Here is an 18,046-nt window from a genome sequence, read left to right as displayed (position 1 = left end):
TTCACCCACATCGCCAGTTCCGTGACGGAGGGATCGTCCCGCCGCGCTGGTCCTGGCGTGTTTGCATATGGTCGCGCCGCCCTTCTCCCGATGGAAGTGCGTCGGCGCGCATGGAGAATTCATAATGACAACGCGCATGCTGATCGATGCGCGCCACCAGGAAGAGACCCGGGTGGCGGTGCTGAAAGGGAACAGGATTGAGGAGTTCGACTTTGAATCTGCCGAACACAAGCAGATCAAGGGCAACATCTACCTCGCCAAGGTTACACGCGTAGAACCATCGCTGCAGGCCGCTTTCGTCGATTTCGGCGGAAACCGGCACGGATTCCTGGCCTTCAGCGAAATCCACCCGGATTACTACCAGATCCCCAAGGAGGATCGCGAACGGCTGCTCGCCGAAGAAGCTGCTCATGCCGAGGAAGAGGCCGCCCTGCGCGCCAAGGCCGAAGGTGAGGAAGACTTCGTCGGCGATGACGAGCTGGGCGAAACCCTGGCCGACGAACTGGCCGGCACCACGCACGATCATCACCACGACGACGAGTTCAGCGGGGTGATGGAAGTCGACACCGCCGAAAAGGACGAAGTCGCTACCATCGAGGATGGCCACGTCGAGAACGGCTTCGACCACGAAGGCGAAGAAGCAGACGAAGCCGGTGAAAGCGAAGGTGAAGGCGAAGGTGGCGAGGATCGCCGTGGTCGTCGCGGTCGTCGTCGCCAGGGCGGCGGCAATCGCGGTCACGCCAAGGAAGCTGACGAACTGCGCGCCAAGCGCATGGCGCTGCGTCGCCGCTACAAGATCCAGGACGTCATCCAGCGCCGCCAGGTCCTGCTCGTCCAGGTGGTGAAGGAAGAACGCGGCAACAAGGGCGCGGCGCTGACCACCTATCTCAGCCTTGCCGGCCGTTATTGCGTGCTCATGCCCAATTCCAGCCACGGTGGCGGCATCAGCCGCAAGATCAGCTCTGCGGCTGACCGCAAGCGGCTGAAAGGCATCATCGCCGAGCTCGACCTGCCCAAGTCGATGGGCTGCATCGTGCGTACGGCCGGCCTTCAGCGCACCAAGACCGAGATCAAGCGCGATTTCGACTATCTCGCCCGCCTGTGGGACGAGATCCGCGAAACCACGCTGAAGTCCAGCGCCCCGGCGCCGATCCACTCCGACAGCGACCTCATCAAGCGCGCCATCCGCGATATCTATAACAAGGAAATCGAGGAAGTCGTCGTCGAAGGCGAACAGGGCTATCGCGCCGCGCGCGATTTCATGAAGCTCCTGATGCCCAGCCACGCCAAGCGGGTGAAGGCCTATTCGGACCCGGTGCCGCTGTTCCAGCGCTATGGCGCGGAAGACCAGCTGACCGCGATGTTCGAACCGGTCGTCCAGCTCAAGAGCGGCGGCTACCTGGTGATCAACCCGACCGAGGCGCTGGTTTCGATCGACATCAACTCGGGCCGTTCCACCAAGGAGCATGGCATCGAGGCAACGGCGCTCAGCACCAATCTGGAAGCTGCGCGTGAGATCGCGCGCCAGCTGCGCCTGCGCGACATGGCCGGCCTTGTCGTGATCGACTTCATCGACATGGAATACGGCTCGAACGTCCGCAAGGTCGAGAAGGCGATGAAGGAAGCGCTGAAGAACGATCGCGCCCGGATTCAGGTCGGCCGCATTTCCAGCTTCGGCCTTATGGAGATGAGCCGCCAGCGCCTGCGCACCGGCGTGCTCGAAGCCTCCACGCGCTCCTGCCCGCACTGCGACGGAACCGGCCTTGTCCGCACGGCATCGAGCGCCGGTCTTGCCGCGCTTCGCCTGATCGAGGACGAAGCGGCCAAGGGCAAGGGCACGATCATCACGCTGTATGCGTCGACCGAAGCGTCGATCTACCTGCTCAACACCAAGCGCGCCGACCTGCACGAGATCGAACAGCGTTATGGCGTCCAGGTCCAGGTGATCCCCGAAGGCGAGAACGAAGGCGCCAAGATGCGCGTCGCCTCTTCGGGCCCCCGTCCGACAAGCCTGCCGCGCTTCGAGCCGATCATCGAGCCCGAGGACGATGACATCGTCGAAGAGGATTTCGACGACGGCGAGGACGAGGAAGAAGATCGCGAAGAGCGCGGCGATGACCGCGATGGCCGCGGACGCAAGCGCCGTCGCCGTCGTCGCGGCGGCAAGGGCCGCAGCCGTGACGGTGACCGCGAGGACGATCGCGCCGATGGCGAAGAGGCCGAAGCCGACGAAGGCGAAGAAGCCGGAGACGAGGCTGAAGGCGGCGATGAAACCGGCGAAGACGGTGAATCGCCTCGCAAGCGCCGCCGTCGCGGTCGTCGCCGGCGTGGCGGTCGTGGGCGTGGCGAAGGCGAAGGCGCTGACGGTGAAAGCGAAGCCGGCGCAGAGGGTGCAGAGCCTAAGGTTGCGGGTGATGTTGCCGAACCGGGAGCCGAAGCCAGCGAGGAAGCGCCTGCAGAAGAGCCTGCGCCCAAGAAGCGCACCCGTCGCAAGAAGGCCGACGTAACTGCGGAGGCAGAAGCTGCTGCCGAGGCCGCTTCGAGCGAAGAAGCGCCTGCGGCAGAACCCGTTGCGGAAGAAAAGCCCAAGCGCACGCGCCGTAAAAAGGCCGAACCTGCCCCCGAGGCTGAGACCGCTCCGGCAGCAGAAGCCCCGGCCGAGGAACCGGTCGTTGCGGAAAAGCCCAAGCGCACTCGCAAGAAGAAGGCAGAGCCTGCTCCCGAAGCGGAAGCGATGGCCGAGCCCGCGCCTGAAGCCGAACCGGCCGCCGAAGCGATTGCGGAAGCCTCTGCCGACGCAGCTGTTGAGACAGCTGCCGAGGAAGAAAACGGCCCCAAGCGTCGCGGCTGGTGGCAGCGCACCTTCGGCGAATAAGCTGAAAAGCCGAGTTGGATAATCAGGCCCCCTCCCCGCAACGGGAGGGGGTTTTGATTCAGGCCCGGTCAGTCACGCCTGATCGCCCTGCCCCATTCCATCCAGCTGACGAATCTCGGCCCGTCCATGTATTGTTCGCCCATCGGCTCCACGGATAACCCGGCGCCGCCTATGGACGTGCCGACCGGCCGGCTGAGATGGCAATTGCCGAACAGCCTGCTCCACAGCGGGTCGATCCGTTCCTGCCAACGGGCAATGCCTGGGTCCGGTGAACGCCCGTGTTCCAGGAACAGCAATTGCCCGCCGGGCTTGAGCACACGTTTCACTTCCGCCAGCACGCGGGCCGGATCGTTTACCGAGCACAGCGTGTAAGTGCAGACAACGGTATCGAAACTGGCGGCGGCAAAGGGGATTTCCTCTCCCACGCCTTCGCGAATATCGGCCTGCCACCCCTTCTTCGCCGCTTCCTGCCGCGCGAAATCGAGCAGCGTCGATGACGGATCGATACCGGAAAATGCCGTGACCTTCCCTGTGTCGTAGAAGGATTGGTTAAGCCCGCCGCCGCAGCCGAGTTCGAAAACGCTGCCACTGGCAAGCGGCACCACCTCGCGGCGCAGTTCCATGATGTGTTCCGAGCCGCAGCCGCAACGCACAATGCGAGGCACGACAACCCGTTCCCACCAGCTATCGCGCCTTGTCATGGCTTATCCCTTCACTGCTTCGTAATCCTCGCGAGCCTCTGTGGCGAACTTGCCGCCGACTTCGCCGATCATGCGGTAAGTGCGCGACCTGAAGCGCCAGCCTTGTTCGGTTCGCACAAGCTCGTCGCGGTACTCTCCGACGAATTGCTGCCCTACAGGCCAGATGGCCGAGGCCATGACGCAAAGCGCCTCGGCCCGGTCTCCATCGATCGTCACGTCAACGCTATGAATCATCGGCCAGACCGAATTGGCCGCTCCCGCCTCGGTATCATAGCCGCCGACCATCGCCGCCGACCCTTCGAGCCGGGTAATCAGCGTATCGAGCCGGGGATCGTGGCGATCGACATGGCGCAGTTCGAACCAGGCATCGTCGCACAGCAATGCCTGGCAGCCGCGCTTGTCGCGCATCCGGATGCACTGGGCATAACGATCGATCAGCGCGGCAATGGCCGCCTTGTCTTCGAGTTCGCGGATCCGGGCTTCGAGCGCGGCGATCCTGTCCTGGCTCACCCGGCGGCCTCCGCCAGCATGGCATTGGCCAGTTCAAGCGCCTGCGAATAGTCGTCACGGGCCGACGGAATGTGCTGCCGGTACGAGCAGAAGCCGTGGATCGTGCCATCCGCCTCCATCAATTGCACGGCGACCCCGGCCGTTTCGAGCAGGCGAGCATATTCGCGACCTTCATCGCGCAAGGGATCGAGCCCGGCCGTGACAACCAGCGCGGGCGGCAACCCGGTCAGATCGCCACGGGCGGGAGACGCGCGCCAATGCGCATTGTCGGCGGCATAGGCCTTGTCGAAATAGGCCATGTCACTGCCGCTGAGGAAGAAGCCCTCGGCAAAGGTATCCCGCGACGGGTGGCGCTGGTGCGAGTCCGTTACCGGATAGATCAGCAACTGGAACTGCACCGGCACGGCGGCCGGCCTGTCGCGCAGCGCGATTGCCGTAACCGCCGCAAGGTTGCCACCTGCGCTGTCGCCGGCAAGCACCAGGGCTGCCGCCTCCCGACCGAAGGCCTTGCCGTTCTCCGCCACCCAGCGCGCGGCCGCCTCGGCATCGTCGGGTGCCGCTGGCCAGGGGTTTTCCGGTGCGAGGCGGTATTCGACCGAGACGACCGGCAGGTCCAGAGCGCGCGACATGTCGGCACAGACTGCCGCGTGGCTGTCGATGCTGCCAGCCGCGAAGCCACCGCCGTGGTAATAGACCACCACTGGTCCTGCCTCGCGCTCCGCACGGACGTCGAACAGGCGCAGCGGCAGGTTTCCGCCCGGCCCCGGCATTTCAAGATCGCGGATTGTCGACAGTTCGCCCACTTCGACGTCGAGCGAGGGTATCGCACCCGGCGGCAGTGCCCGCATCATGGCGACAAGCTCGTCGCTCATCGGCGGGCGCGGATTGGCCTTCATCATGTCCAGGAATGCCCGGACGTCTGGACGTACGAAATGTTCGGTCACGGTTCTGTCCTCTCCGCTTTGTCTTACGTCTTGATCCTGTCGAGCCCAACCTGCAACGCGCGCAGCACCGCGGGTCTCGCGGCTATCCGCCCATGCCATGCGGCAAGGCCCGGCCGACTGGCAAGTCCGCCGCCATTGCCGGGGTATTTGTCGATCCAGGTCCAGCAGGCCATGTCGGCAATCGAATAGTCGCCGCACAGGTAATCGCGGCCTGCCAGCTGCCGCTCCAGGATATCGAACAGGCGCGCGGTTTCCTTGCGGAAGCGATGCAGTGCCAGACTGTTTTCGGCCGGATCGCGTCCTTCCTTGGCCGCAGCGCGGGCAAACCAGTTGACGTTGCCCGAACTCGGCCCGAGCGCGGACATCTGCCAGAACAGCCAGGAATCGATCTCTGCCCGCGCGACCTCATCCTGCGGATAGAACTGCCCGGTCTTGCGCCCAAGGTATTGCAGGATGGCTGCGCTTTCGAACAGGCGAACCGGCCCATCGGTAAGCGCCGGGATGCGCCCGTTGGGGTTGATCGCGCGGAATGCCTCGTCGTCCTGCTCCCCGTTCAGGATATCGACCGGCACCACCTCATAGGGCAGCGCCATCTCCTCCAGCGCGATTGTCACCTTGTGGGCGTTGAGCGTGGGGAACATGAAAAGCCGCAGCGTCATCCCCCGCCCTTCAGCTCGCGGAATTCGATCTGCATCCTCGTGCGGGCCTCAAGCCCGATGTCCGGGAAAACCGAGCGGTCGCGCGGATCGCGTCCGCCGATGTCGAAATAGACCGCCGGCTCGCCTGACCGGTTCTGCAGGTGGTGTGCGTTGGCTTCACCGGCCTTGAAGCAGACACAATCACCGGCTCGGAGCACTTCCTCTCCCTGATCGGTAACCAGCACCAGTTCGCCCGAAATGACGATCACGGTCTCATCGTTGAGCGAATGCCAGTGGCGGTTGGCGGACCACGCGCCCGGCGGCAGTTCGACGCGGTTGACGCCATATTGCGTCAGCCCGAACTCGCGGGTGACGATCCAGGTCTTGCGCCCTGCCAGCTTTGCACCGTGCGGCGGCGGGTAGGAACTTGGGCCGGAATGGCACTTGTCCGGACTGAAATCGGCCTTTGGCATGGCAACCTCTCTCAGAATTCGATCCGCGACCCATCCCAGGCAAGGAAGGAACCGTTATCTTCGCTCGCCAGTCCGTCGATTACCGCAAGCAGGCTGGCGGCGGACTGCGCGGGCGTGAACAGCTTGCCATCGGGAACGCCCCGCTGGAAGGGGGCCGAAAGCCCCGTGTCGACCGTGCCGGGGTGCAAGGATACGGCAATTGCCTGCGGCCGGCTGCGGCTAAGCTCGATGGCGAAGTTGCGGACCAGCATGTTGAGCGCTGCCTTCGATGCGCGATAGGAATGCCAGCCGCCCAGACGGTTATCGCCAGTGGAACCCACGCGGGCCGAGATGGCGGCAAAAACCGCCCGCTGCCCGCGCGGCAGCAGCGGCAGCACGTGCTTGGCGATCAGCGCCGGGCCGATGGTGTTGAGCGCGAAGACCTGCGCCATGGCGGTGCCATCGATCCGCGACCAGCTCCGCTCCGGTCCCGCACCGTCAGGCAGGGTCAGAACGCCCGAGGCCACGATGCACAGGTCGACCGGGCCTTCGCTGCCCATGCGGTCGGAAGCTGCGGCGATGGTCGCTTCCTCCAAAAGGTCGAAAGCCAGCGGCACGACCTTGCCCCTTGCCTCCACCGGGTTGCGGGACAGGGCATAGACCTGGGACACGTCTTCGCGCGCGGCCAACTGGTCGACCAGGGCCGCACCGATCCCGCCCGAGGCACCGAAGACGCAGGCGCGCAAGACCGCTCAGACCCCCGCCGCCATGCCGCCCGTCACCCGCAAGGTCTCGCCGGTGATGAAAGCCGCCTTTTCGGAAACGAGAAACACCAGCGCATCGACGATGTGCTTCTCCTCACCATCCGTGCCCAGCATCTGCATCGCCTTGACCCGGGCCTTGGTGGCCTCGGGCAATTCGTTGCGGATGGTCTCGGTCAGGATCAGGCCGGGCGAGATGGCATTCACCCGGATATTGTCGGGTGCCAGTTCGCGCGCGAAAGTGATGGTCAGCCCGGCAACGGCGAGCTTGCTGTCTCCGTAAGCCGATCCGCCCATATGCCCCGCCGAAGAGGAGATGTTGACCACGGAGGCACCATGCCGCCCCTTCATCCAGGGATGGGCGGCCAGCGTGCAGCAGACGACGCCGAGTACGTTGACATCGAAGAGGCGGCGGACCTTTGCCAGACCCATCTTCAGGATCGGCTGGCCATATTCATCGGAATGGAGGCCGGCATTGTTCACCAGGACATCAATCCCGCCGTTGATCGCGGCAGCCTGCGCCATAGCCTGCGCCATCGCTGCCTCGTCGGTCACGTCGCCTGCAAAGCCAGTGGCCGAATGGCCAAGGGCGCGGATTTCTGCTGCTGCAGCCTCTGCCTCGGTTCCGTCGATATCGATCAATACTGCGTGGTAGCCCGCGGCCGCCAGAGCATGGCCGAAAGCCTTGCCAAATCCCCTGCCCCCACCGGTAATGACTGCTGTCCTGCCGTTCACGCCGATCTCCCTTTCCTGGCAAGGGACCACAGCCGAAGTCATCCGGCAAGCTGCACAATGCGTTCATCGGACGGGCGTTGACATTGGCGGACACCCGCCGAAACATTCGGGCATTCTCAAGGGGACTTCCAGAATGCTTCGCACGCTTGCCGCAGTTTCGACTCTTGCCCTCGCCATTGCCACGCCTGCCCTTGCTGCCGAACCGGCCAAGGACGCCGCAAAGTGGGACGTCAACGCCCCTCCCGGAATGAAGACCCGCGCGGTCGCGATCGATACGACCGAGGGCACCTGGATGAACCTCGACGTATCGCCCGACGGCAAGCGAATCGCCTTTGACCTGCTCGGCGATATCTACGTGATGCCCATCGAAGGCGGCACGCCGACCCGCATCGCCGAGGGGCTGGCCTATGAAACCCAGCCCCGCTTCTCCCCCGATGGCACGCGCATTGCCTTCACCTCCGACCGGGGCGGCGGCGACAACATCTGGATCATGAACGCCGATGGCACCGACAAGCGCCAGCTGACCACGGAGAACTTCCGCCTGATGAACCAGGCAAGCTGGAGCCCCGATGGCCAGTACATCGTCGCCAAGAAGCACTTCACCACCCAGCGCTCGCTGGGCACGGGCGAGGTTTGGCTGTTCCACGTTTCCGGCGGCGCGGGCGTCCAGCTGGTCAAACGACCGAACGAGACTCACCAGAAGGAACTGGGCGAACCGATCTTCGCGCCCGATGGCAAGCACATCTATTTCACCCGCAACACCACGCCGGGTGGCACCTTCCTCTATGCGCAGGATACCAACAACGAGATCTTCGCCATCGAGCGCTATGACCTTGAGACAGGCGAGACCGACCGGATGATCGGCGGCGAAGGCGGCGCGGTGCGGCCCACGCCCTCGCCCGACGGCACCAAGATTGCCTATGTCCGGCGCGAACGCACCCGTTCGAAGCTATATGTGCGCGATCTTGCCACCGGCAGCGACCGCAAGGTCTATGACGCACTCGACCAGGACATGCAGGAAACCTGGGCCGTGACCGGGGTCTATCCGAACATGGCCTGGACGCCGGACAGCAAGGCGATCGTCTTCTGGGCCGGCGGCAAGCTGAACCGGCTGGACATGGCTTCGGGCAAGGCCAGCAACATCCCGTTCCGGGTTGCTGATACGCGGGCGGTGATCGATCCGCCCCGCCCGGCCATCCCCGTCGCGCCGGCAAGCTTCAACACCACCATGCCGCGCGGTGCGACCGTTTCACCCGATGGCAGCCAGATCGTGTTCGAAACCCTCGGAAAGCTCTGGATCAAGCCGGCGAGCGGCGGTGCGGCACGCCGCCTGACCGCCGAGAACGAAGCCATGGAAGCCTATCCGGCCTGGTCGGCAGACGGGCGTCGGGTGGCCTATGTCCGCTGGACGGATGCGGGTCTGGGCGAAATCCGCACCGTTGCGCCCGATGGATCAGGCGCGGTCAAAGTCACCAAGGTGGCCGGCCATTACGCCCGCCCGGCATTTTCGCCGGATGGCAGCACCATCGTCTTCGAAAAGCAGCAGGGCGGCGGACTGGTTTCGCCGCGCAATTCCACCGAGCCGGGAATCTACAAGGTCTCGGCCAGCGGCGGTACCCCCGAGCGCGTGCTGCGTGATGGCGCCCACCCGCAGTTTGCCGCCGACAGCACCCGCGTTTTCACCGTTGTCAGCGAGAACAATAAGACACGGTTGGTCAGCACCGACCTCAATGGCGAGGCGCGCCGCGTCCATGCCGAAGGCGAACTGGTGAACGATTATGCGGTTTCGCCCGACGGCAGGTTCTTCGCTTTCCGCCAGAACTACCAGGCCTTCGTCATGCCGATGCTTCCCGGCACCCAGACGCTTGCCGCCGCGCCTTCGGGAACGCCCCTGCCGGTGACCAAGGCCAGCCGGGACGGCGCCGACTGGATTCACTGGTCCGCCGGCGGCAACAAGCTGCACTGGTCGCTTGGCCCGACGCTGTTTACCGCAGACCGCGCCAGCTTCTTCGCCAATGCTCCCGGTGCACGCGCATCGAAGTATTCGCCGCCTGCATCGGGCATTTCGCTTTCCATGCCGGTCACGCTCAGCAAGCCAGCAGGCGCAGTCGCGATCACCGGCGCACGTATCGTCACGATGAACGGCACGGACGGCGGGATCATCGAGGACGGCGCGATCCTGATCGAGGGCGATCGCATCAAGGCGGTCGGTCCGCGCGGTTCGGTGGCAATCCCTTCGGGCACCCCCACCGTGGACGCGACCGGCAAGACCATCATTCCCGGCCTTGTCGATGCCCACGCCCACGGCCCCTATGGCGTTGACGAAATAACGCTCCAGTCGAACTGGTCGGAGCTTGCCAACCTGGCCTTCGGCGTCACCACCCGCCACGATCCATCAAGCCGCGCGGCGCTGGTCTATCCGCAGCTGGAAATGCAGCGCGCCGGGCTGGTGCTCGGCCCGCGCAGCTTTTCCACCGGCGAAATCGTCTATGGCGCGAAGAGCCCGCAGGTCTATGCCGAGATCAACTCATACGATGATGCGCTGGCCCATGTCCGCCGCCTGAAGGCGCAAGGGGCGTTCTCGATCAAGAACTACAACCAGCCACGCCGCGAACAGCGCCAGCAGGTGATGAAGGCCGCGATTGCCGAAAACATGCGCTCGGTGGCCGAAGGCGGATCGCTGTTCGGCATGGACATGACGCTCGTGGCCGATGGCAACACCACGCTGGAACACAATGTCCCCGTGGACATCATGTACCAGGACGTGCTGCAATTCTTCTCGCGCTCAAAAGTGGGCTACACGCCGACCCTGGTTGTCACCTATGGAGGGCCGGCAGGCGATCCCTACTGGCGCGCGCATACCGACCTGCTGAAGCACCCGCTGCTGACCAGGCACCAGCCGGCATCAGTCCTCGCCGCCAGCAGCGCACGGCGCGAAATCGCCCCGGAAGGCGACTATGCGGATGACGACAACGCCCGCGAGGCGGCGAAGTTGGCGCGCCTGGGCGTACCGGTTTCCATCGGCGCACACGGCCAGGAAGCCGGTATCGCCGCCCACTGGGAGCTGTGGTCCTTCGTGCGCGGCGGCATGACGCCGGTTGAGGCTCTGCGTGCCGGCACGATCGAAAGCGCCCGCTCGCTGGGCTTCGATGCCGACATTGGCAGCCTCGTGCCGGGGAAGCTGGCCGATCTTGTCGTGCTGGATGCCGATCCCACCAAGGATATCCGCAACTCGGACAAGGTTGCCAAGGTGATGATCGGTGGCAGGCTTTATGATGCGGCCACGCTCAACGAAGAGGTGACCGGAACGAGGAAACGCCCGGCTTACTGGTGGGAAGGCGAAACGGGCGGCGGCGGAACGGGCCCGGCCGGGGGGCTTGCTGCCGATACCGATTGATTGCGGTAAAAGCCGCCAAATCGCACCGGCGCTGCCCCCTCCCTCTTGCCCCCTCGCGCCGAATTGCTAGAGGGGGCCGCGAAGCATAGGACGGACACGGATTCATGGCCGAATTTTTCCTCGACGCGAAAAGCAAGATCAGCGGCAAGGGCAAGGTCCACAAGGCCGAAGGCGCGGCAAAGGTGAAGAAGTTCACCGTCTATCGCTATGATCCCGATTCGGGCGAAAATCCGCGCTACGACACGTTCGAGATCGATCTCGAAAAGTGCGGGCCGATGGTTCTCGACGCGATCATCAAGATCAAGAACGAGATCGACCCGACTCTCACCTTCCGCCGTTCGTGCCGCGAAGGCATCTGCGGTTCCTGCGCGATGAACATGAACGGCCGCAACGGTCTCGCCTGCACCACCGCGATCGAGGACCTGAAGGGCGATATCCGCATCACCCCGCTGCCGCACATGGAAGTGATCAAGGACCTGGTTCCGGATTTCACGCACTTCTACGCGCAGTACGCCTCGATACGTCCCTGGCTTCAGGCCGTTTCGACCACGCCTTCGGGCAAGGAACGCCTGCAGTCGCCCGAACAGCGCGAAAAGCTGGATGGCCTGTATGAGTGCATCCTGTGCGCCTGCTGCTCCACCTCGTGCCCCAGCTACTGGTGGAACTCGGACAAGTTCCTCGGCCCGGCGATCCTGCTGCAGGCCTATCGCTGGCTGGCTGACAGCCGTGACGAAATGACCGGTGAGCGGCTTGACGAGCTGGAAGATCCCTTCCGCCTCTATCGCTGCCATACGATCATGAACTGCGCCAACGTCTGCCCGAAGGGTCTTTCGCCGGCGCGGGCGATTGCCGAAATCAAGAAGATGCAGGCCGAACGGCACGTTTAAGACGTGTCTTCGGACGACGGCCTTTTCCTGCTGGAACCAGACCCGGGCAACCCGGGCTGGCTGCGCTATGAGTTGGCCCAGGCCGAACGCTACAACCGCGCCGTACTTGGAACCCTTCTCGTGCGACGCGAGGGCGAGCGCGAATGTCGCGTTCGTCTCAACCAGCTTGAACTGCATCTCAATTCGACTGGCCGGACCCATGGCGGGATCGTTTTGGGCCTCATAGACGTTGCCCTGTTCATGCCGATGTATCTTGTCTGTGGTGTTCCCGTCTCCGGTTCGGTGACGCTGGACATGCAGACCCAGTTCATCGGCGGCGGTGATGGTTCGAGGCCGCTGGATGCCGTGGTCGAAGTGATCAAGGAAACCGGCCGACTGGGTTTCCTGCGCGGTCTGGTCGTGCAGGATGACGATATCGTCGCTTCCTTTACCGCGACAATCCGCAAGCCAAGCCGCAAGTCATGAGCAACCTGCTCGATCGTTACGAGGCGCTGGTGGCCTCTGGGGAACTGCGGGCGGACCCGGAACAGGCTGCCGCCGCCGAGCGGCTTGCCCAATTGCAGCGCGAGTTGGAATCCACGGCGGCCCCACGTGGCGTCCTCGGCAAGATCTTCAGCAAGAAGCCCCCTGCCCCGCGCGGACTGTACCTGTGGGGCGGCGTCGGACGCGGCAAGTCCATGCTGATGGATCTGTTCCACGACAACCTGCAGATCCGTCGCAAGCGGCGTGTCCACTTCCACGCCTTCATGATCGAGGTTCACGCCCTCCTCCGCGAAGAGCGGAAAAAGGAGGAAGGCGATCCGATCGGCCCGGTCGCGGCGGCACTCGGCCGCGATATGCGTTGCCTCGCCTTCGACGAGATGGTGGTGAACAACAGCGCCGACGCCATGATCATGAGCCGCCTGTTCACAGCGCTGATCCGCGACGAGGGCGTCACGGTGGTCACGACATCCAATCGTGCCCCTTCGGAGCTCTACAAGGACGGCCTGAACCGCGAGCATTTCCTGCCCTTCATCAGCCTGATCGAGCGCGAACTCGATGTCCTGGCTCTGAACGGGCCTGTCGATTACCGGCTGGAGCGGCTTGGCGGCATGCCTACCTGGCATACCCCGCTTGGCGAGGAAGCTACGGCCCAGGTCCGCGAGGCTTTCTACCGCCTGACGGACTATTCCCCCGAAGACGCCGATCACGTCCCCTCAGCCGAGATCGACGTTGGCGGTGGCCGCAAGCTGTTTGTGCCGAAGACGCTGAAGGGCGTGGCCGTTTTCAGCTTCAAGCGGCTTTGTGCGGAAGCCCGCGGTGCGCCCGATTACCTGGCGATTGCCGAGAAGTTCCACACCGTCATCCTGGTTGGAATACCCAGGATGGGCCCGGAAAACCGCAACGAAGCCGCCCGCTTCGTGACGCTGATCGACGCGCTTTACGAATACAAGGTCAAGCTGCTGGCAACGGCTGCCGCTGATCCCGAAGATCTTTATGAGGCCGGCGACGGCCGGTTCGAATTCGACCGCACGATCAGCCGCCTGATGGAAATGCAGAGCGCCGACTATCTCGCGAAGGGCCACGGCGAAGAGTGACTTGAACTTGGGACACCGCGTCCCATATGGCCTTCATGCCGGCGGCAACTCCCCGCCGAGGTGGAAATTCCATGATCGATATTCGTCCGTTCGACACCCTTGGTCATGCCGACCACGGCTGGCTCGATGCGCGCCATCACTTCAGCTTCGCGTCATACCTTGATCGCTCCCGCATGGGCTGGGGCAGCATCCGGGTGTGGAACGACGATACGATCGCACCGCGAACGGGGTTCGACCCTCACCCGCACAACGACATGGAGATCGTCACCTTCGTCCGCACCGGCGCCATTACCCATCGCGATTCGATGGGCAACCAAGGCCGCACCGGTGCGGGCGACGTGCAGGTGATGAGCGCCGGGAGTGGTGTGGTTCACGCCGAATACAATCTTGAGGACGAAGTGACTACGCTGTTCCAGATCTGGATCATCCCCGATGGTCGGGGCGGTGACCCGTTCTGGGGCCAGCGCGAATTCCCGCGTGGCGACAGGGCGGGCAAGTGGGTGGTCCTGGCCAGCGGCAATCCCGAAGCCGACGATGCCCTTCCCATCCGCGCCAATGCCCGCGTACTCGCGGCAACCGTCGCTGCGGGAAACACCATCGAGCTTGATGTCGACCCAAGTCGCCATCTTTACCTTGTTGCCCCGGTCGGGCGCATCAAGGTTAACGGCATGGAAGCAAACCCGCGCGATGGCATTGCAATTACAGGGGAAACGGCGCTTTCCGTCGAAGCCATAGACCATGCCGAACTGGTTCTGGTCGACGCGGCCTAAAACGCGGCACTCGTTAAGAATAGTTTCCCGAATTCAGCCAATCCCGGCCGAAAATGCAAACACCCCGGCGTTTCGGCCGGGGTGCTAGATGATTAACGCCTGATACAGTCGCGTAATCGCTCGAAAAACTTAACGGCTCACTCGCAAGTGATTCGCCAAGCCAAAATTCTGCGGACCCCATCCGATTTGGTTCTATAAAAACCTAATCAGAACAGAAGCTTAGCTAATCAGAAGAGCCACTTCCAAATCGACCAACCGAGTTCCATTGCGAGTCTCCAATGTGTTTGGACATCCGTTGGCTAACATTAACTGGGTTGGTTAACAAGAGTTTAACTTACGGCCTCGCGCAATTGCATGTTGAGGCAGGACTGGCGGAACTGTTCGAAGCCTTCCGGTCGGCCGATGAAATAGCCCTGCCCGGTGTCGCAACCCATGCGCGCCAAAAGATCGAAAGTGGCACGATCTTCGATGCCTTCGGCAACGATGCTCTGTTTCAGGGCGTGGGCCAGGCGGATCGTGCTGTTGACGATCTGCCGCTCGCGCTCTCCCGTGATGATGCGCGAGACGAAGTGCTGGTCGATCTTCAGTTCGTCGCTGGGCAATTCGGCAAGATAGAGCAGGCTCGATTCGCCCGTGCCGAAGTCGTCGATCGCCAGACGGAAGCCCATGGCCCGCAACTGCTGCAGGTTCTGGACTGCGGCCGGGCGATTGTAGACGGAGGCGGTTTCCGTGACCTCGATGGTAAAGTGCCGGCAGTCGATCCCGCGCCGCCGGACAATCTCGGAGACCGCCGAAAGCAGCGACGGCTTGTCTACCAGTTGGGCTGACAGGTTGATGCTCATCTGGAATTCGGGGAGGATGTCCTGCATGGCCTGGGCAGCGGTAATCGCCTGCTCGAACACCCAATAGGTCAGCGCGTCGATGCGGCCCGCCTTTTCTGCCTGGACGATGAAGGCATCGGGGCGGATCGGTCCTCGCGTCGGATCGTTCCAGCGCACCAGCGCCTCGGCGCCGCTGACGCAGGATTTGCGGTAGTCCCACTGCGGCTGGTAGGCGAGCCAGATATCGCCGTTCTTCATCCCTTCATCGATACGAGCAAGGAGCGAAAGCTCCCAGGGCGCATCGGCAAGGCGAGAAGCCTCGAATTGCTCGATGGTCCTGCCCGCCTTCAAGGCCTCGTTCGCGCTTGCCAAGGCGGAATTGAGACGGGTGATGGTATCGAGCTGGTAATTGCGATCGAGACCGAAGTGCACGTTCGTATCGAACATGTGCCCGCCGACCAGCAGCGGGGCTGAAAACAGCGCGCGCATGCCCTCGAAATGCTCGGCTTGCTGATCGATTGGCCAGGAACGTTCAAGCCAGGCGAAATGTCCGCTCTCGCCGTGGTAGATCAGCTCGGCACCGCTACCCACGGCAAAACGCCGGGCAACCTGGTTGGCGCATTCGGCGTGGAGGTGAGCCGGGATCGTGGCCAGGAATTCTTCGTAGCGGCCGATAACCGCAACCACGAGATCATGATCGGGCGGCACCTGGATATCGCCCAAGGCCACGAAGTTCGGCAAGCCCGATGCGCTCGTCTGCAGGACGGTACGGCGCCATTTCATCCAGAGCTTGATGGAGCCAAACACAAATACCGCGATCAGCGAGGTCGACGGTGTAACGTAAATCCCGAAGGATTGTCCCATCGCCGGTAGGAGCAGTAGTACGCCTGCCAAGCCGACATATCCGACCCGCCGCGTGCTCTTCCGCTTGACGCGGGCAATGAGGAGAGCGGCCAAGACGAAAAACAGCAGGGCCGGATACTGCCCTACGTTCAAAGACGGGCCCGATGAAATCGCCTCAGCACCGGCAATATCAATGAATACCGGATTGACCCCGCTATGGCCGAAATATCCGGTTTGCATCGCGCCGACGCGCTCGCCGCCGGTCACGATAACTGAGCGGCCGGTCATCTGGCCGGGTGCAATACGCCCATCAAGCAGCAATCCGGCATCCACAGAGGGTACCGTGTCCGGATCGACCCGGAAGTCGGGGATGAAGACTCCGCCGCCTCCACGATTGTGACCTGCCAGTTCGCTGGCAAACGCTGGGATCGACGAGCCGTTGGCCTGGATTTCAAGCCGCGCCGCCTGCGCGAAATTCATGAAATTCACAAACCAGCCCGAATAGGCCACCTTGGCATCGCCGATGAGATGCTTGGAAGGCAGGCGGACCGACTGTTCGGTAAAGTCATCGAAGCTTGGCGTTCGTGCAATGACGGTAACAGCGGAAGCCATTGACCGGATCTTGCTCGCTACAGCCGATTCAGCTGGGAAATCCGTTGGTTGATCGAAATAGATGCGTTTGGGCGCCTGATCAGCAAGGACCTGAAGAAGCCGTGCCATCGAAGCATCGTCCAACGGGCGACCGCTATTTCCTTTTGAGACATCAACGAGGATGACAGACTGTGAAGTCGGCTTCTGAGCCAGGCTGAACCGCACGTTCCAATAGACGTGGTCAATCGGCTGGCCGAGCCTCAACAGCCCGCAGAGGCAGGCAATAAGTGTCGCAATGACAAGGGGTTTTTTGAAAAACGCCCGCATTTCCTATCCACTGGGGGACCGTTACCCACAGAGGTGTAGGAAAAATGGTTTAAAATCTGCTTACCATTGCCTCGCGGGGAATCCGGGCACCGCTAGGTTGGAATTAAGCAAGACCCAGTCGTTCCAATGACTTGTCGAGCATCAGCAACTGCCACAGCAGGCGCGAATGATCGCTTCGGCCCGAAATATGAGCCTCGGCAATCGAGGCGATGCGCTCAGGCGCGAACCAGCCGGTCCGGCCAAGTGCGGCGCCCTTGCCGATGCCCCTCGCCTCGCCGGCAAGCGGGCCGCGGAACCAGTCGGCAATCGGGGTGACGAACCCCTGCTTGGGGCGGAAAAGGATGTCGTCGGGCAAGTATCGGGTCATGGCCTGCTTCATCAGCCATTTGCCCTGTGCCCCCCGGATGCGCAGGTGTTCCGGCAGGCGCGCAGAGAACTCGATCAGGCGATGATCCAGCAGCGGTTCGCGCGCTTCCAGGCTGACGGCCATGCTCGCGCGATCAACCTTGGTGAGAATATCCCCCGGCAGCCCGAAGGCCAGGTCTGCATATTGTGCCTTGTCCAGCCCCGAGCGTGCGGGCGCATGGCGCATCAGCTCAAGCAAGGGCTGTTCCGCGCGGTAAGGCAACGAGGCCGGCTTCTCGGTCGCACCGATCACGCGCACCTGCTGGCTGAAGGTGCCGGCAAACTTGTTGACGATAACCGACACCAGCGGGTCCTGGATGTACTGCGAAAGCTGCAGCTTGATATCCTCGGCCAGCATCGAGGGCGTCTTGCCCACGGCCGGCATGTCGGTGATCAGCGGGGTGGTGATGCGGCCATCCGGGCGGACCTGGACAGACGCGCCAAGCTCCGGGTTGCGCCAGACGAACACGGTCAGCTCATCGAGCGGGCCGATGACATATTCCTCGCCCGGGCCTTCCTGCATGGCAACGAATGAAGCCGGGGGAAGCTGCGGACCACTCGACGAACCCGCGCAGCCGGTCAGCGCAAGGCTGGCCACGGCAGTACCGGCAAGAAGCCCGGAAAAGCGGTTCATCGGCATAGAAGCACACCCTCAGTTACGGCGGCTTCCGGGTGGCGATGGCGACACGGAATGTCCCCTTCGCGCACATGGCATGCCGCCAGTTCAGCAGTGGCTATCGCCAAAAAGGGTGAACATACCGTTATCCTTGATCCGATATTCCGGATTTAAGGCGGGTTTTTCAGGGGCAATC

General features: G+C 63.2%; 15 protein-coding genes. 6 read left to right on the top strand and 9 right to left on the bottom strand.

Annotation, left to right across the window (positions count from 1 at the left end; all coding sequences use genetic code 11):
- Positions 1-124: 124 nt before the first annotated feature.
- A complete protein-coding gene (locus tag C0V78_RS01905; RefSeq protein WP_101796184.1) occupies positions 125-2,875 on the top strand; it encodes a ribonuclease E/G in 2,751 nt (916 codons plus the stop codon).
- Positions 2,876-2,943: 68 nt separating this feature from the next.
- Here the strand turns inward: C0V78_RS01905 and C0V78_RS01900 are convergent, their stop codons facing one another.
- From C0V78_RS01900 to C0V78_RS01870, 7 genes are read right to left on the bottom strand one after another with little or no spacing between them, the layout of a single operon-like run.
- Positions 2,944-3,576 (bottom strand): class I SAM-dependent methyltransferase, encoded by a 633-nt coding sequence (locus tag C0V78_RS01900; protein ID WP_101796183.1) that lies wholly within the window; start codon positions 3,574-3,576, stop codon positions 2,944-2,946.
- Positions 3,577-3,579: 3 nt separating this feature from the next.
- The gene (locus C0V78_RS01895; RefSeq protein ID WP_101796182.1) at positions 3,580-4,086 is read right to left on the bottom strand and encodes a nuclear transport factor 2 family protein; all 507 of its coding nucleotides are present in this window, start codon (positions 4,084-4,086) and stop codon (positions 3,580-3,582) included.
- Complete coding sequence (locus C0V78_RS01890; protein WP_101796181.1) at positions 4,083-5,030, bottom strand: alpha/beta hydrolase; 948 nt, start codon at positions 5,028-5,030, stop codon at positions 4,083-4,085. Before C0V78_RS01890 ends, C0V78_RS01895 begins: the two co-directional genes overlap by 4 nt.
- A 23-nt stretch (positions 5,031-5,053) precedes the next feature.
- Positions 5,054-5,689 carry a glutathione S-transferase family protein gene (locus C0V78_RS01885; RefSeq protein WP_101796180.1) on the bottom strand — a complete coding sequence of 212 codons (636 nt, stop codon included), beginning with the start codon at positions 5,687-5,689 and terminating at the stop codon, positions 5,054-5,056.
- On the bottom strand, positions 5,686-6,141 hold the full coding sequence (locus C0V78_RS01880; RefSeq protein WP_101796179.1) for a cupin domain-containing protein: 456 nt from the start codon (positions 6,139-6,141) through the stop codon (positions 5,686-5,688). The genes C0V78_RS01885 and C0V78_RS01880 overlap by 4 nt, the downstream gene beginning before the upstream one ends.
- Before the next feature lie 11 nt (positions 6,142-6,152).
- On the bottom strand, positions 6,153-6,866 hold the full coding sequence (locus tag C0V78_RS01875; protein WP_101796178.1) for an SDR family NAD(P)-dependent oxidoreductase: 714 nt from the start codon (positions 6,864-6,866) through the stop codon (positions 6,153-6,155).
- Between the two features lie 6 nt (positions 6,867-6,872).
- Complete coding sequence (locus C0V78_RS01870; RefSeq protein ID WP_254049783.1) at positions 6,873-7,616, bottom strand: SDR family NAD(P)-dependent oxidoreductase; 744 nt, start codon at positions 7,614-7,616, stop codon at positions 6,873-6,875.
- 133 nt (positions 7,617-7,749) lie between these two features.
- Between C0V78_RS01870 and C0V78_RS01865 the strand changes: the two genes are divergently transcribed.
- The 5 genes from C0V78_RS01865 to C0V78_RS01845 all read left to right on the top strand — a co-directional run bounded on the left by C0V78_RS01865 (position 7,750) and on the right by C0V78_RS01845 (position 14,247).
- Positions 7,750-11,013 carry an amidohydrolase family protein gene (locus tag C0V78_RS01865; protein ID WP_101796176.1) on the top strand — a complete coding sequence of 1,088 codons (3,264 nt, stop codon included), beginning with the start codon at positions 7,750-7,752 and terminating at the stop codon, positions 11,011-11,013.
- A gap of 104 nt (positions 11,014-11,117) precedes the next feature.
- Entirely contained in the window at positions 11,118-11,900 is a 783-nt protein-coding gene (locus C0V78_RS01860) for a succinate dehydrogenase iron-sulfur subunit (protein ID WP_101796175.1), read from the top strand.
- 3 nt (positions 11,901-11,903) lie between these two features.
- Positions 11,904-12,365 carry a PaaI family thioesterase gene (locus tag C0V78_RS01855; RefSeq protein ID WP_101796174.1) on the top strand — a complete coding sequence of 154 codons (462 nt, stop codon included), beginning with the start codon at positions 11,904-11,906 and terminating at the stop codon, positions 12,363-12,365.
- Positions 12,362-13,477, top strand: coding sequence for a cell division protein ZapE (zapE, locus tag C0V78_RS01850; RefSeq protein WP_101796173.1), 1,116 nt, complete (start codon positions 12,362-12,364; stop codon positions 13,475-13,477). Before C0V78_RS01855 ends, zapE begins: the two co-directional genes overlap by 4 nt.
- Positions 13,478-13,548: 71 nt before the next feature.
- Positions 13,549-14,247 carry a pirin family protein gene (locus tag C0V78_RS01845; protein WP_101796172.1) on the top strand — a complete coding sequence of 233 codons (699 nt, stop codon included), beginning with the start codon at positions 13,549-13,551 and terminating at the stop codon, positions 14,245-14,247.
- Between the two features lie 329 nt (positions 14,248-14,576).
- Here C0V78_RS01845 and C0V78_RS15080 read toward each other — a convergent pair whose 3' ends face one another.
- Entirely contained in the window at positions 14,577-16,829 is a 2,253-nt protein-coding gene (locus C0V78_RS15080; protein WP_254049782.1) for an EAL domain-containing protein, read from the bottom strand.
- A 103-nt stretch (positions 16,830-16,932) separates the two neighbouring features.
- Complete coding sequence (locus tag C0V78_RS15205; protein ID WP_101796171.1) at positions 16,933-17,874, bottom strand: asparagine synthase-related protein; 942 nt, start codon at positions 17,872-17,874, stop codon at positions 16,933-16,935.
- Between the last annotated feature and the right edge of the window lie 172 nt (positions 17,875-18,046).

This window comes from Novosphingobium sp. TH158 (genome assembly GCF_002855555.1).
In the GTDB taxonomy this organism is placed as follows: Bacteria; Pseudomonadota; Alphaproteobacteria; order Sphingomonadales; family Sphingomonadaceae; genus Novosphingobium.
Note: the sequence above shows the minus strand (reverse complement) of the source record. Positions and strands in the feature narration are given on the sequence as shown.